This is a genomic window from Paraburkholderia sp. RL17-347-BIC-D (assembly GCF_046027915.1).
Classification (GTDB): domain Bacteria; phylum Pseudomonadota; class Gammaproteobacteria; order Burkholderiales; family Burkholderiaceae; genus Paraburkholderia.
Genome location: NZ_JARESS010000015.1, coordinates 99,302 through 113,968 on the forward strand (window position 1 = coordinate 99,302; position 14,667 = coordinate 113,968).

A 14,667-nucleotide genomic window follows, 5' to 3' on the forward strand; every position below is an offset into this window, starting at 1 on the left:
TTCGCCGGGAACGACTCGTTTTTTGCCACATGATACGCCGCCTCGAATCGCATTGCAGAGTACCAGGCGGGAACCGGTCGGCGCGCAGCCGTCAACATCGCTGCGCCGGCGCTCCTTGTCAGTCGAAATCGCGCGCCTGCTACTGATAGATATATAGCCGTGTTAGCCAAAGTTCCAAAGATCAGCAATCACTTGCGGGAAAAAACCGTGTCCATCGCAGCCGATCTGACGCTTGTCGTCGAACGCACGCTTGCGATACTGACCCAGTTCGATGGATACAAATTGCTCGCGCCGGCAGCGAAACGGGACGTTCACGAATCCGTCGCGCTGTCGGCCAAAGTATGGTTCGAGACGCTGTTGTCGGGCGAACCTCCATCGGCACAGGACATGGACGCTTTCCGGGAAATCAGCCAAAGACGTGAGCATCAGCGCGTGCCGCTGCAGAGCCTCCTTCAGGCGCTGCGCCTCGGGTTGCGAGAAACCTGGAGCACGTACATCGCGCTGGGCGAGTTGGACGAACGCATTGCCAAGGAACTTCTGGCCGACGTCTCGCTGTATCTGCTCGATCATTTCGATTTCATTGCGCAGATCATTGTCCGGGCCTATCTGGCCGAACATTATCGGCAGCCGCGGTGGGCGGAATTGGCCATCGCAATCGAGGAGGGCGCGCGCCGATCCGAAAGTGTACGGCACCATCTCGTCGCGCTCCTCGAGCAGTTATCGGATGAGCCGGACCTGCTATCAAGGCTCGAAGTCGGCCACGCTCGAGAGCAGCGCGGTACTGAAGCGGCCGGCGCGCAGGTGATGAAGTTCTTCGGCCTCGACGTCGATATCGATGACGGCGCGGAACTGTCGAAGGCCTTGCACGATGCGCAGGAGCAACTCGCGCAGGCGTCGAGGCTCGCGGCCGTTGCCGAGCTGTCCGCCTCCATCGCTCACGAACTCAATCAGCCGCTCCAGGCCATCGTGGCGCATGGGCGCGCATGCGTGCGATGGCTCGCCGCAACGCCGCCCAGGATCGACGAAGCCAAATATTCGGCCGAGCAGTTGCTCCGCGACGCGAATTCCGCAGCGGACGTGGTCAGCCGCATTCGGGCGCTCTTCAGGCACACGGCTCCACAGAAGGTCGAACTCGATATCAACAAGCTGATTCTTCAGGTATGCACGCTGATGGCCGACGACATCCAGCGCAGCGCGGTTTCGCTCGAGACAATATTGGGCGAAGACGTGTCGAAGATCAGCGCGGACGCGGTGCAGATCCAGCAGGTGATCGTGAACCTCGTGCGCAACGCGATCGAAGCGCTGGCGGCAACGGAGGAACGGCCGAGGCTGCTAGTGATTCGCTCGCGTCGCGATGCGGACAACGTGGTGGTCGACGTGGAGGATCATGGTTCGGGACAGGTGGACTTCAAGAAGATCTTCGAGCCGTTCTTCACCACGAAGGAAACAGGAATGGGCATGGGGCTGGCAATCTGCCGGTCCATCATCGAGGCACACGCGGGCCGGATCTGGGCCGTGCGCAATGTGTCCCGCGGCGTAACCTTCAGCTTCAGTCTTCCGATAGAGCGGTCGAACGCGACAGCACGTTGACGAGGGTGGGCGGTATCGCCGGTCGGCTCGTCAGGTAAGCCTTTCCACCTGGGCATTCATTGACCAGCGCCCGCATTTGCGCAGCCAGACCGTGCGGGGATGGTTCAGGCACACGTCAACGCAAGGACGTTTGCAGATCATTCGTGACAGACCTTGTGGGCCATTTCGCAACGGGTGCCGAGCCTACAACTTCATTTTGGGCGCTGCCATTACATATTCATGTGATGCACAACACAGCCGTCCGTGGTCTCATGTGACGTTTCCGATGGCAATGGTTTTTTTGTCGGCACGACCGCGCGAGACGGACATTAAGCGGGATTATCGTGGCCCGGCTGTGCCGAAGTTAGGAGGGACTTTCACCTAACCACCGAGGGGTTCCATGGAATCCGCAAGCGAATTGGTCTACGTGGTCGACGACGAAAAACGGGTGCGGGAAGCACTCTCCGCACTGCTGCGCGCAAACGGAAGAAACGTTCAGGCATTCAGCTCCGGTGGAGAGTTTCTGGACACGCCGCGTCAAAAAAATGTCGTTGCATGTCTGATCCTGGATATGCGCATGCCAGACATGAATGGCCTGGAAGTCCAGAAGCTGGTACGCACGGACTCGCGAATTCCTGTCATTTTCATTACGGGAAGAGGAGATGTGCCGTCCGCGGTCCTTGCCATGAAGGGCGGGGCAGTTGATTTCCTCACCAAGCCCGTCAATGAAGACGCATTGATGGGCGCGGTCGATGCGGCTCTCGCGAGAGCATACGTGCTTCGCAAGGAGGCGGAGGACGCGACGACACTCTGGGCTCTCTATCAATCGCTGACGCCTCGCGAGCAGGAGATTTTGCCGTTACTCGCAAGCGGTCTGCTCAACAAGCAGGCGGCAGCAATTCTTGGCATCACCGAATACACCGTGCAGGTACATCGCGGCCACATCATGAGAAAAATGCAGGCGGATTCATTTGCTACTCTCGTCAGGCAGGCCAGCAAACTGCAACTCGAAGCATCGCTGACAACCACGTCCGATGTCTGAGGTCGATTAATTCTTCGTGAGAAGCGATGAGCGGAGAAAAAAATGCCCACGCCTCCGGTTCGGACCGTCGCCATAATTGATGACGACCGGCGCGTTTTGACGTCTCTTGCGAACCTGCTTGCGTCTGGCGGGTATGGAGTACGAGTCTACGAATCGCCACTGGATTTCTTTTCCGATGGTTGCTCCGGTCTGGTATGCGTTATCACGGACTTGGGAATGCGGCCCATTGACGGTATTCAAGTACTCGAAAGAACAGTTCATTCGAACGCGCTTACACCCGTCATCATCATCACCGGGAACTCGAGCGGGCATACGGAAGACTACTATCTGCAAAGAGGCGCCTTGGGTTTCTTCAGAAAGCCTGTTGACGGCGACGCGTTGCTGGACCTGCTGGATAGTATCGCTTGAGCAGTTGGCCCTGAAACAGACAGTCGCGCTTCACGGCAGCGACGTGACGGACTGAACCCGATTACGTCCTGCACGTTTTGCGTCGTAAAGCGCGGCATCCGCTGCGTGAACGAGTGCGCTGGGCGTGCCCAGTGTGTTTGGGTCAATAGTCGTCGCGCACCCGGCGCTGATGGTGATCTGACCGGCGGGTATCGGCGCTGTCAATCCTAAGTCCATGACTGCGAGCCTGGCCTGCTCGGCAATCGCCGATGCCTCGCTCAATCCCGTGTCGGGTAACACGAGCGCAAACTCTTCACCGCCGTAACGGGCGACGAAATCGCCTGGCCGGCGCGCGGTTCCTGCCAGCGCGCCCGCAATCACCCTAAGGCAGGCATCGCCACGAAGATGACCAAAAGCGTCGTTGTAGTCTTTGAAATTGTCGACATCGACCATGACGAGCGAGAGCGGCTGACGGTTGCGCGTCGCACGCTCGAATTCCCTGCGAAACTGGTCGTCAAAATAGCTACGGTTATAAACGCGGGTCAGGGCATCGCGTATGGAGGTATGCAACAGAGTCGTGTGCGCCTCGGACAGTTTGCGATAGAGAACAGTGACTTCCCAGACCAGGACGCAGACCAGGACGCCGGGAGCCAGCATGCTGAAGACCCGTGCGACGTACCAGCCGAGCGTGAACTGAACGATGCTCAGCAGATTCAGGGTAGCGTCCACGAACGACGCCAGCAGAGCGATGGTGATCCACAGATCGAGCACCGTCCGCAGTCGCCCTTTTATCAAAACGACGACGATCGCCAGAACGTCGAGCGAGCAGATAACGACCGCGGTTCGGCCGCCTGAGAGCACGCCCGTTTCGGGCGCCATATGAAAAGGCGCCGACAGATCCGCATAAACAGCGAGGACGCCTAGCGCGGCGGCAAGCGCGGTTGGAACACCGATCAGCGCCCAGGTCCAGAAGTCGATATGAGGCAGTTCGATCGACTTGCCCGGAAAGCGGTCGCGAATGAGCGCTGCCACGATGACGAGCAGCGGGAATCCCGCATGCCAGAAAACCCACATCCACGCCGCACTGTAAGCGCCGGCACCGAACAGGCCAGTGCGCGTGAAAATGCCAGGGAACATCAGCAGTTGCAAAGCGACGGTGATCGCCGTGAATGCGTATGCGCCACCGAGCGCGCCGATCATCGGTTGTTGCGTCACGGCAAAGCGGGCGCCGAGAAGGAACGCGGCGATTCCCGACATGGTGAACACCGTGAGTGCGCACATCGGCATGAAGGAAGTGATTGCCGGCAACGTCTGGTGCGCGCGCGGACCCGCGATCACGAAGGTGAGCAGAACAAGCGACGCAAATGTACCTGCGAAAACGGCCTGTTTGCGTGTTGCCGGCCCGATAAGCAAGCTGTCCATTCTGACCCGTTTGGTTGATGTTCTGTCTTCTGGGTGTATCGGCGTCGCTAACCATCCAATCTGTATGTGTGCTGGACGGTAGAGTGCGGAGTGCGCTGCTGACGGAACATATTGTCCTACATATCCGCTCCGACGAAAGGCTTTCAGCTTATTCAGTGCGGGCTCGCACTCATCACAACCCGAGCACAATCAAGGCACAACGCGCCCGGTTGATCCGCTTTGCATCGATGCCCGATAGCCAAACGTCAAACTGTGCTAATCGACTGAAATTGTCTCTCTTTCAATTGGGAATGTGATTTTCCTTACCCGCCGAACCAGCGCCTGAGTGAAACGATTTTTTTTGATGGCAACGCCTTCCGGAATTGGTCTGAACATTGAATTTCCTGTTGCCATCAACCATACTGAGTCGCATAACAGCAATTTAGACGCAATCCGGCTATCGGCCGCTCAGAGTGCCGAGGTTCTGTAGGAGGCCATCGAATACCGGGGGCATCAGGCGCGCGGGACGGGCATTTCCGTTCGTACGCGAGGGTGCGGTCTGCGCTTTCGCTCTTCAAAATCAGACAATCCGATTCCCTTCACTGGAGTCTGGGAGAGATTTTGTTTTTTGGATTCTGATTTAGCGGAAATGTTAAATTTTTAAATAAAAGTACGTTGGGTTTTATTTCAGTCTTTTACTGAAAGGGCTTCCTTTTTTTATTAAAAATGGCTGGTTAAGCCAAGGCGCATAAATCGCCATGGCAGGGACTGGCTTTGTCCGCGCGTATTCAAATTCGGGAGCAATATCATGCCGCTGCAGATTCAGAGTGCCCAGATCAAACCCGGTGCTACCAACACCTTCAACTTCACCGACCAGATTACGCAACGTATGGTCGGCATCTCGGCTTTTTCGTTGAGCTATGGCAATACGGACCATCACGTGCAGACGATATCGGTCTCGCTGAGCGTCAATCAATCGGGATCGTCCCTCGCCATCACTGCGCATGCGACGATGGTCGATGCCAGCGGAAACAACCTCGATCCGGCTTCGTCCTATGTCAATGTCGTCGCGCTCGCGTGGGTCGGCGTCGACGATTCCAATCTGAAGCTCGGCAATGTCTCCGGCATCGTCAACGGCGGGACGAGTTCGCCGATCACGATTCCCGGCACCGATCCGAACGTGCTGCAAGCCGCGCTCGCCGGTTACTACCTGTCGTATGGCGGCACCGATCACCATATGGAGACGGCATGCGCGGCTGTCGGCACGACCTTGAGCGGGAACACCGCGTCGATCAACGGCACGGTCTATATGTACGACGATACCGGCCATGGAAACGTATCGGGCACCGTGGATGCGGGACTCGTGGCGAACTGCGACCCGTCGCTCGGCAACTTCGTGCGCGGCACCAACACGTTGCAGAACAACACGCAGAAAGTCACGTTCGGCAAGCCGTTCGCCCACTACACGCCGTTCCTGAGCAGCTACAAGGTGCAGTACCGCGACAACTCAGACCATCACGTGAAAACGTTCTCAGTGAGTCTGTCGGTGCAGAGCGTGAGCGGCAGTGACGTCACGGTTACCGGCGCGGCGAAGCTGATCGACAACTCCGGCCATGTGCAGGACGACGGCGTGAGTAACGTCAGCGGTTTCATCGTCGGCACCTGAGTCAGCGGCCAGGCAACCCGCCGCAACATGCAACGGCGCACGCGCGTGCGCCTCCTTACACCTGCGCGTTCACGCCGCCCGCATTGGCCGCGGGCGGTCGCGTGCGCGCGTTCTTTCCGGAGCCGGCCGTCATGTCTGATTCCTCGATTCCCAGCATTCGTACTTTCCAGATGGATGCCAGCACGGTGGGCGTGCTCAAGAGCAGCGTCAACCTGTTTCGCGGCGACGTGAACCTTACGCAGGCACTGTTTTCGATGCCCGGGCGTACCGGCAACGACGGCCTGCAGATCGATCTGTCGATCCAGTACGAGAGCAACGTCCACCAGCAGGCGATGACATGGAACCGCGACCGTCCGACGGGCGTGCTGGGCATGGGCTGGCAATTGCCGGTATCGGCGATCACGCTCGACACCGGCGGCGCGCCGACACCGGGAGCCGCGACCTATTCGATCAATATGGCGGGCGTGTCGAGCCAACTGATCCGCGAGCCCGCCAATCCGTCGCTGTTCGGCATGGCCGGCGCGTTGGCGGGATCGCTGGTCGACGGTCAGACGGTGCCGGCCGCCGTGCGCAGCGAGTTCGTGCAGCGCGGTTTGCCGCTCTCGGCGAGCGCGAAGATCGCGGGCAGCGCAAGCCCGTGGCGGATCGACGATGATGCACTCCAGCAGCAATTCGTTCTGCAACTGAATCAGCAAACGCTCGATGCCAGCGACGGCGGCGAGTCGTACCAACTGGTCAATTACAAGTTCTGGAAGGTGCTGTATTACTCGCGTTACGAGCGTTGGGCCGTGACCAACGAGACGGGGCAGACGATGTCGTTCGGCGGCGGCGTCGCGCAAACCGCGCAGGGCTACAACGTCAGTGCCGGCAACAGCATCGAATGGGCCGTGCAATGGACCGACGACAACGGTCTCGCTCTGTGGCAAGGCAACAGCGCCGTGACCGGCAAGCAGCAGCAATACGCGAGTGCGTGGCATTTGCAGCGCGCCTATAGCCGCTTTGGCGAATTCGTCTCGTACGGCTACAACGGCTTCGATCGCGACGGCAGCGGACTGCTTACGCATGGCGCGGAACAGCAGGTCGGCGTGGGCGGTAAGCCGTACACCAAGGCCTGCTATCTGACGAGTATCACCGACGTGTTCGACCGTACTGCAAGCTTCACCTATCAGCCGAAACTGTGGAGCAATGCGACACCGGAGAGCCCGCGCGAATATGCGGATCCGCACAAGACCGTGCCGGACATCACGCCCAACGGCTTCCAGGACCGTTACGAGACGCAGTTCCTGAGCGGGATCGCGGTCACGCATACCGACGGCTCGACGCTGTTTTCGCTGGCATTCGTCTACGACCCGAGCCCGTCGAACCCGGGCGCGCAGGCGGTGGCCAACGTTGCCGGCACATCGGGCGACACCTGCAAGCGGTTGCTCACCGGCTTCGCGCTGTTCAATCCAGCCGAAGAAAATTTGCCAGGCTATGGCTATGACTACAACCTCGACATCGGCGAGCCCACCAACCTCGGCGCGTTGCGTCGCGTCGTCTATCCGACCGGCGGCAGCGCCAGCTATGCGTATGAGCAGGTCGAGTTGCCGATCTGCGAGCGCGCGCTGACGCTATCCGCGCCCGCGCCCATGCCGCAGCAGTCGATGCCGCGCGTGTGGTTCGGTCCCGACTATGCGGTCGCGCTGTGGAACAACAGCGCGACGCAGCAGTTGTCGTTGCAGATCCTCACCTGGAACGGACAGTGGACCAGCTGGCAGGCGGACCCATCCAACCCGCTGCTGGTGGACGGCAACGGCGGCACGGATCTCTCGACGGTCGCCGTGCTGGCCGCCGCGGACTTCGTTGCGATTACGTACAACACGAGCACCAACACCAATCTGCACCTGTTCCGCAAGGATCCGGCGCGCCGGGCCCAGTGGGACGCAGCAGTGATTGCCGGCGGCGGCAGCGGCGGTTGCAACAGCCCGACCTGGCACTGGCCGATTGCCAACGGCCACGTCTCGACACTGGCCGGGCAGAACTTCGTGCTCGTGCCGCAGATGAGCACCTCGGCCAATCAGGGCACCTATGACCTGTTCACGTGGAACTGGCCGACCCAAAGCTGGACGCATACGACCCAGCAGACGGCCTCCTATACGTGGTTCACGGCTGGCCGCGAGTACTTCACCACGCTGGATATGAAGTCACAGGTCACGCTGTCGTATCTGAGTCCGACGGGCACGTGGCAGCAGGGCGGCAGCGCGACGCTCGGCTTTTCGCTGAGCAATACCACGACAGTCGCGCTGAGCTCGGACGTGTCGCTGCTGGCGGTCTCGCATCTGACCTCGGGTGGCGCGTCGAGCGGTCAGCAGGGCTACGACGTGTTCGTGCTGCAATGGAACAGCGCCTACCGCTTTGCCGCGCCGGCGAAGTTCTCTTTCATCGACAAATTCGACAACGCGTATCCGACCAGTTGGGCGCCCGCGAGCATCGGCAACGCGATGGTCGCGGTGGGCGGCAACCTGATCCGCTTCGATGGCGACGCGTGGCTCGCGAACAGCAACCTGAAGCCGCAAAGCGGCGTGATCGTCGGCGAGCAGCGTTACGCGTATGGACCGGACTACGGCACGCTGATTCTCGTCGGCAACGGTTCGCCGAAAGCACAACTGGTCGGCTACGACGCGAACAGCACCAGCGCGAACTGGACCGACACGGCGACCGCGATCACCGGCTTGAGCGTCCCGCCGAGCAACCAGAGCACGGCGAACTGGGCGAGCGGCGGCAACCCGGACTATCTGAGCGTCGGCACGCAGCTATTTTTCCGCGGCGTGGCGACCAACTGGTCGCATGCGGTGACGCAGAGCATCGGCGACATCCAGACGCTGATCAACCAGGCCGCCGGAACGAGCAACCGCTATCAGTTGAACGCGGCGTCGGTGATCAACGAAGGTCCCGCGTTTATCGCCTGTGCGGCGTACGACACGCAGAATCCGAGCGGGCATGCAACGGCTTCGTCGGCGCTGGTGCTGCGCAATGGCGGGGTGGCCGGCTCCGCCCAAGTGCTCGGCGGCCAGCAGATGTGGACGGCGCAGGAGCACGATTTGCCGGGACAGGGCATGTATCCGGGCGGAGCCTCGGCGTTCTTCACGTACCCGGACACCGCGAGCGATCTCGACGACGCCACCAGCGTCAATCTGCATCGCTACGCGGGCGACGCGATCCAGGGGCCGATCGAGGATTGGCCCGTCGCCAGCATCACGATCGACGACGGCCTGTCGGAAAGCTCGACCACCTGCTATGCGCAGAACACCGCGAGCGCCGCGTGCGATGCGAGCGGCGAGGTCGTCAAATATTTCGAGAGCATCGTGTACCCGGGCGGCAGCAGCGCAAATCCGGTGAATGGTTCGGTGACGAGTTGCTACCTGAACGGCAACCAGCTGGTCGCGCCCGACGATTACTACAACATGCTCGACGGCTTGCTGCACAGCGTCGTGACCTGCGATGCATCGGGCACGACCCTGAGCAGCGTCGAGAACGAATGGAATGCGTATGTGATGCGCGCGGGCGACCCGACCGATACGCATGCCGCGCCGGTTCAGCTTTATGGCGCGTACGTCCTGCAGACCGCGCAGAACGCGGTGACGGACGGCGTCGCCTCGGGGCAGGCGACCGTGTACGCGCCGCAAGGGCTGCCGTACACCTACACGGGACAGCCGGCGAGCGTCACCCGCACGACGATGAACGGCGCGGGCGAACTCGAAACCGACGTGCAGACCAATGTGTACGCGTGCGAAGTCAACCCGGCCAGCCGCGTGCTGAGCGATGTCAGCAGCCTGGTGGCGCAAACCTCGACCAACGCCGGCGTCACGACATCGTCGGCGGTCACGGCGCTGAGCAACTGGCCGACGCTATGGGGCGACGACGTGCTGACGCCCGCCGAAGAAGCCGACTTCAGCTGGACCGGCGGACCCGCCGCGTTCCCATTTTCGACCTATGCGCCGGGCGAAACACCCGCTGACTGGCAATGCACGACGCGCAACCTGGTGCGCGCGGCCAACGGCACCGTCTTGCAGCAGGCGGATGGCGCCGGGACGTTATGCGCAACGCTGTTCGGCACCGCACTGGGTTTGCCGGTGGCGACATTCAAGGCCGCGGCGCTCGCCGAATGCGCCTGGAACGGTTTCCAGTCCTACGAAGACGCGAGCGGCTGGACACTTACGGGCACGACCTTCGACACGGCCAACGCGTGGCTCGGCACCCGCAGCCTGAGCGTACCGAAAGGTGCGAGCGCAAGCGTGACGGTTGCGCCGGCGGCAGGGCGTACGGCCTATCTGCTGGCCGTGCGTTATCAGACGCCCGCGGGCTACGACGCCGACGGCTCGGGCATCGACATCGACTGTGGCTCACAGAAGAGTCACCTCGCGTTCGTCGACACGCAAGGGCAATGGCAGTATCTGAGCGCGTCGGTCGCGCTGGCTGCGGGCACCAGCAGCATCGCGTTGCGCCTTGCCAATGTCGGCAGCGGCAATGTGCTGGTGGACAGTGTGCTGTTCGCGCCGTTCGGCACCGACGTCACGGTTCAAAGCTGGCACGCGGACACGCGTCTGCTGCGCGCGACGATGAACGCCGGCGGCAACGTGAGCTTCACGCTCTATGACGCGTACAACCGGCCGCTGGGGGCGGTCGGCGGCGACGGTCAGTTGCAGGAACTGGACGTGCGCTTCCTGTCGCGCCAGGGCGCGTCCGACGATGCGTTCAACAACGCCAGTCCGAATGCCGAACTGACATTGCACATGGCCGACGGCGGCCACGCGGAAACCTTCCTCGACGGCGCGCAGTGGCGCACCCGCTGGCAGCCCGGTAATCCGGGCCTGTGGAGCACCGCGGACGGCGTGCTGAGCAAGACCGGCAACGCCGCCGACTCGCTGCTCTGGCAAGGCGCCGCGAACGCCGCACCGGCCGTCGTGTTCTTCATCGAGATGGTGCCGCCGGCGACGCTGGGCAACGGCACGATAGCGTTCCAGTTCGGAGCCGGCGAGCAGATCGGCTGGACTCCGGGATCCGGCTGGCAATGGAGCTGCGCGGGCGGCACAACCGTGCAAACCCCGCTGGCGACCCCGCCGCATCTGGCGACCCAATGGCTACTCGCCATGGTGCCGGGCGCCGTGCTGTTCTTCGGCAACGGCCAGTTGTTGTTCAGTCATGCGAGCGCCGCGACGCCGTCGCAAGGCCTGACGTTCTCCACCGGGCCGAACGCGTTGCAGATCGTCAATCTGATGGCGGGCGCCAATCCGCGCATCGGCCAGTCTTATACCGACGGCGCCGCGCGCCAGCGCCAGGTGCATCAGCTGCAGGGGACGGACAGCCGCGTGATGGAAGTCGTCTACGACGCGCTCGACCGGCAACTCGCCCTGACGCGCATTGCGCCCGGCACGTTCGGCAGCGGCGCGGCGTTCGCGCCGCTGCAATACCGCTCGAGCTTCGTCGACGTGCCGGCTTTCCTCGCCGCGCTGCAAAACACCTGTGAGATGGAAGGCGACGTCGCGGCGTACTACGCCGGCCAATCCGACGGGCCGGTCAAGCGTTCGGACGACCAGAACTATCCGTACAACGGATTGCGCTACGGTGGCTCTGCGCTTGGCCGCATCGTGGAAAGCGGCAAGCCTGGGCTGCAACTGTCGATTCACGACGTCAACACCACAAGTCCCGCCGAGCGCGAAACGACGCGCACCGTCTATACGGCAAGTGCCGCGAACGATCCGGTGCAAGCCGGCCAGTATTTCGCGACCCTCACCACCACGCCCGGCGGTTACCAGGGACGGCAGTTCGTCGATACGGCCAAGCGCGCGGTGGCCACCGTGCAACTCGCCACCGACGGCAGCAACGCCGGGCAAACCACTGTGAGCCCGAGCTATGACGCGGCGGCCGGCACGGCCGGGATCCTCGGCACGATGAAATTGCCGAATGCGTTCACGAACGGGCCGCAGTCCGACCCGGCCGCATTCGTACGGACGACTTTGCAGAATCCGTTGGGCCAGCCAAGCGTCTATAGCGATCCGGATACCGGCAACACGTCGTATCTGTTCGACGGGAAGGGTCAGTCGCGCTTCGTTCAGGTGCCGCTCGACGGTGATGAGCAGTACTTCCTCTATACCCGCTACGACGCGCTCGGCCGCATCGTCGAGGAGGGCGTGGTAGCCGGCGCATGGGACGCCGCAAAACTCACCGCGGAAGTGGACAACCTCGCGTGGCCGAGTGCGAGCGATGGCGCAACCGCGGCGCGTGTCTACAGCTACGACGGCGATGGCACGGACCCGAACGCGCTCGGCAAGCTCACGCGCGCGGTCACTTACAATCCGGCGCCGGCATCCGCACGCGGCCTCGGCGACTGCACCGTCGACGAACAATGGATCTACGACGCCTTGGGCCGTGTCGTGACGACGCGTCTCGATGTATCCGGCGCCGCGCAACTGTCGGCCAGCGCGACTTATCACTACAACGCGCTGAACGAGATCACGCAGATCGATCTGCCGGCGGGCAGTCCATTGCCGAGCATCGTCTACACGTACGACGATCAGGGGCAAATCACCGCGATCGGCGTGCCCGGCACACCGGCCGCGATCGCAAGCTATACATGGACCGCCGACGGCCAGTTGCAAACCGCACAACGCGGCGCGCTAGCCGACGCGTGGGGCTACGACTCGCCCGGCAGCATCCTTACGCACCAGGCGAGCGTCGGCACGAAGACGGTGTTCAGCCAGAACTACACGTATACGCCCGACTCGCAGATCGCCAGCCGTGACACCGCCTTCAATTTCAGCGCGCTGAGCGACACGCGTTCGGTCGCGTACACGTACGACGGCCAGCAACGCTTCAACACGGCGGTCGTGGCCAACGCCGGCCGCGGCAATCAGGCAGTGACGGAGTACGACGCGAACGGCAACATCTGGAAGGCCACGCAGGACGGCGCGACCTTGTCGGCGAGTTTTAGCGCGGGCACCGACAGGCTCGACACCGCGACGCTCGCAGACGGGGAGGGCGTCACGTTCCACTATCGCAACGACGGCAAACCCGATCAGTGGCGCGGCCTGAGCATGGAATACGACCCGGCGCTCGGCACGGTCGCCGCCGTGACGAACGGCTCGAACGTGGTTCGCTACGCACGCGGCCTGAACAATCAGCGCGTGGTGCGTCAGCAGGGCAGCGCGTTGCAGATCAGTTTCCAGGGCGCGGGCAACACGCCGCTCGTGATCTGGAACGACGGCACGCCGCAGGTTTGCATCTGGGGGGCCAATGGGCTCGCCGCCGTGCACGATGGCGCCCTGAAGTATCCGATCGCCGATCATCAGAACACGGTCTGGGCCGTGACCGACACAGCCGGCGCACTGGTTGCCAGTTTCGACTATCTGCCGTTCGGCGGGTTGTTGAGCGAAGCGGGCAGCGGCGCACCGAGCTGGCTGTTCCAGTACGCTGGCAAGCCGTGGGACGCGACGCTCGGTTTGTACGACTTCGGCGCGCGGCTCTACGACCCTGCGCTGCTGCGCTTCGTCACGCCCGATCCGGCACGGCAATTTGCGAGCCCTTATGTGTTCGCGAGCAATAACCCGCTGAACATGGTCGACCCGAGCGGCAACATTTCGCTATGGGCGCAGATCGGCATCGGTGCGGCGATGGTTGCGGTGATCGCGGCCGGCATCGCACTGAGCTTCGTGACGTTCGGCGCCGCCGCACCGGCAGCCGCGGCGGCCGACGGTGCGCTGGCGGGAGCGGCACTCGGCGGTGAGGCCGCAGCCGGCGCGGTGGCCGTGGGCGGTGAAGCGGCCGGTGCGGCCGCGGGCGCCGCGGCGGGCGAGGTCGCGGTCGAAGGGGCGGCGGCGGGAGCGACCGAGGTCGCGGCCGGCGCGAGTGCCAGCGTCGAGGCAGCCGCGCCGCTCACGACCGCGCAGGTCGTCGCGCAGAACGCCACCTCGGTGTTGTGGAGCGCGACCACCAGCGCGATCAGCGGCGCCGGCACGAGCGGCTTGCAGTACGACGTCCAGCACGGCCGGGACTTCACGGCCAAGGGTTTTTTCGAAGCCATGGGCACCGGTGCGCTGACCGGCTTTGCGAGCGGCGGCATCGGCGGGCTTGCCACGATGCCGGCCACGCTGGGTTTGTCGCAGGGCATGAGCGCCACGGCGAGCGTCGCGTTCCGAGCCTTGACGAAGGCGACAGCCGGCATGATCGGCAAGGACGTCTCGACCCTGCTCACCGACGCCGTCACCGGCCAGAAGGTAACGGTCGGACAGTTGCTGCTCAGCTCGGCGCAGGGCTTCGGCACGGGAGCGCTCTCGGGTGCGTTCAGCGGCGTGAAAGCGGCCAATGCCGGGCCGGCGTCTACCGCCGTCAGCGCGTCGGACAAGGCGATCGTGCGGGTCTCGAGCGTGATCAACGGCGCGGTCGACACGCTCAAGCAGCAGGCAACCTCGCAAGCGGCGATCGCCGCGTATATCGCGGGCGGCTATTTCCTCGTCACCGGTTATACGGTGTGGGGCGTCTACGGCGCGTCGTCGAAGAATCAGAGTGCGTGAAGTCGATCACGATGATTGAACGCGGTGGTGGGGTGCGGCGCAGCGACTGCGCC

6 protein-coding genes are annotated in these 14,667 nt (G+C 62.8%); 5 read left to right on the top strand and 1 reads right to left on the bottom strand.

Annotated features, from left to right (window positions below; translation table 11 throughout):
* The first annotated feature begins 207 nt into the window (after positions 1 to 207).
* The 3 genes from P0D96_RS21500 to P0D96_RS21510 all read left to right on the top strand — a co-directional run bounded on the left by P0D96_RS21500 (position 208) and on the right by P0D96_RS21510 (position 3,019).
* Entirely contained in the window at positions 208 to 1,590 is a 1,383-nt protein-coding gene (locus tag P0D96_RS21500; RefSeq protein WP_243658285.1) for a sensor histidine kinase, read from the top strand.
* A 379-nt stretch (positions 1,591 to 1,969) separates the two neighbouring features.
* Positions 1,970 to 2,611 (top strand): response regulator transcription factor, encoded by a 642-nt coding sequence (locus P0D96_RS21505; RefSeq protein WP_132377129.1) that lies wholly within the window; start codon positions 1,970 to 1,972, stop codon positions 2,609 to 2,611.
* A 42-nt stretch (positions 2,612 to 2,653) separates the two neighbouring features.
* Positions 2,654 to 3,019 carry a response regulator gene (locus P0D96_RS21510; RefSeq protein ID WP_408179184.1) on the top strand — a complete coding sequence of 122 codons (366 nt, stop codon included), beginning with the start codon at positions 2,654 to 2,656 and terminating at the stop codon, positions 3,017 to 3,019.
* Positions 3,020 to 3,049: 30 nt separating this feature from the next.
* On the opposite strand, the gene P0D96_RS21515 is transcribed toward P0D96_RS21510, so the two are convergent.
* Positions 3,050 to 4,420 (bottom strand): sensor domain-containing diguanylate cyclase, encoded by a 1,371-nt coding sequence (locus tag P0D96_RS21515; RefSeq protein ID WP_408288739.1) that lies wholly within the window; start codon positions 4,418 to 4,420, stop codon positions 3,050 to 3,052.
* A 787-nt stretch (positions 4,421 to 5,207) separates the two neighbouring features.
* On the opposite strand from P0D96_RS21515, the gene P0D96_RS21520 reads away from it, so the two are divergent.
* Both P0D96_RS21520 and P0D96_RS21525 read left to right on the top strand, forming a co-directional pair.
* The gene (locus tag P0D96_RS21520) at positions 5,208 to 6,065 is read left to right on the top strand and encodes a hypothetical protein (RefSeq protein ID WP_408315183.1); all 858 of its coding nucleotides are present in this window, start codon (positions 5,208 to 5,210) and stop codon (positions 6,063 to 6,065) included.
* Between the two features lie 131 nt (positions 6,066 to 6,196).
* The gene (locus P0D96_RS21525) at positions 6,197 to 14,614 is read left to right on the top strand and encodes an RHS repeat domain-containing protein (RefSeq protein ID WP_408315185.1); all 8,418 of its coding nucleotides are present in this window, start codon (positions 6,197 to 6,199) and stop codon (positions 14,612 to 14,614) included.
* Positions 14,615 to 14,667 lie beyond the last annotated feature (53 nt).

What these genes read in the sequence shown, in the direction of transcription:
- P0D96_RS21510 (WP_408179184.1), top strand. Translation starts at nt 2,654, where the DNA reads ATGCCCACGCCTCCGGTTCGGACCGTCGCCATAATTGATGACGACCGG.
- P0D96_RS21505 (WP_132377129.1), top strand. Translation starts at nt 1,970, where the DNA reads ATGGAATCCGCAAGCGAATTGGTCTACGTGGTCGACGACGAAAAACGG.
- P0D96_RS21515 (WP_408288739.1), bottom strand. Translation starts at nt 4,420, where the DNA reads ATGGACAGCTTGCTTATCGGGCCGGCAACACGCAAACAGGCCGTTTTC.
- P0D96_RS21520 (WP_408315183.1), top strand. Translation starts at nt 5,208, where the DNA reads ATGCCGCTGCAGATTCAGAGTGCCCAGATCAAACCCGGTGCTACCAAC.
- P0D96_RS21525 (WP_408315185.1), top strand. Translation starts at nt 6,197, where the DNA reads ATGTCTGATTCCTCGATTCCCAGCATTCGTACTTTCCAGATGGATGCC.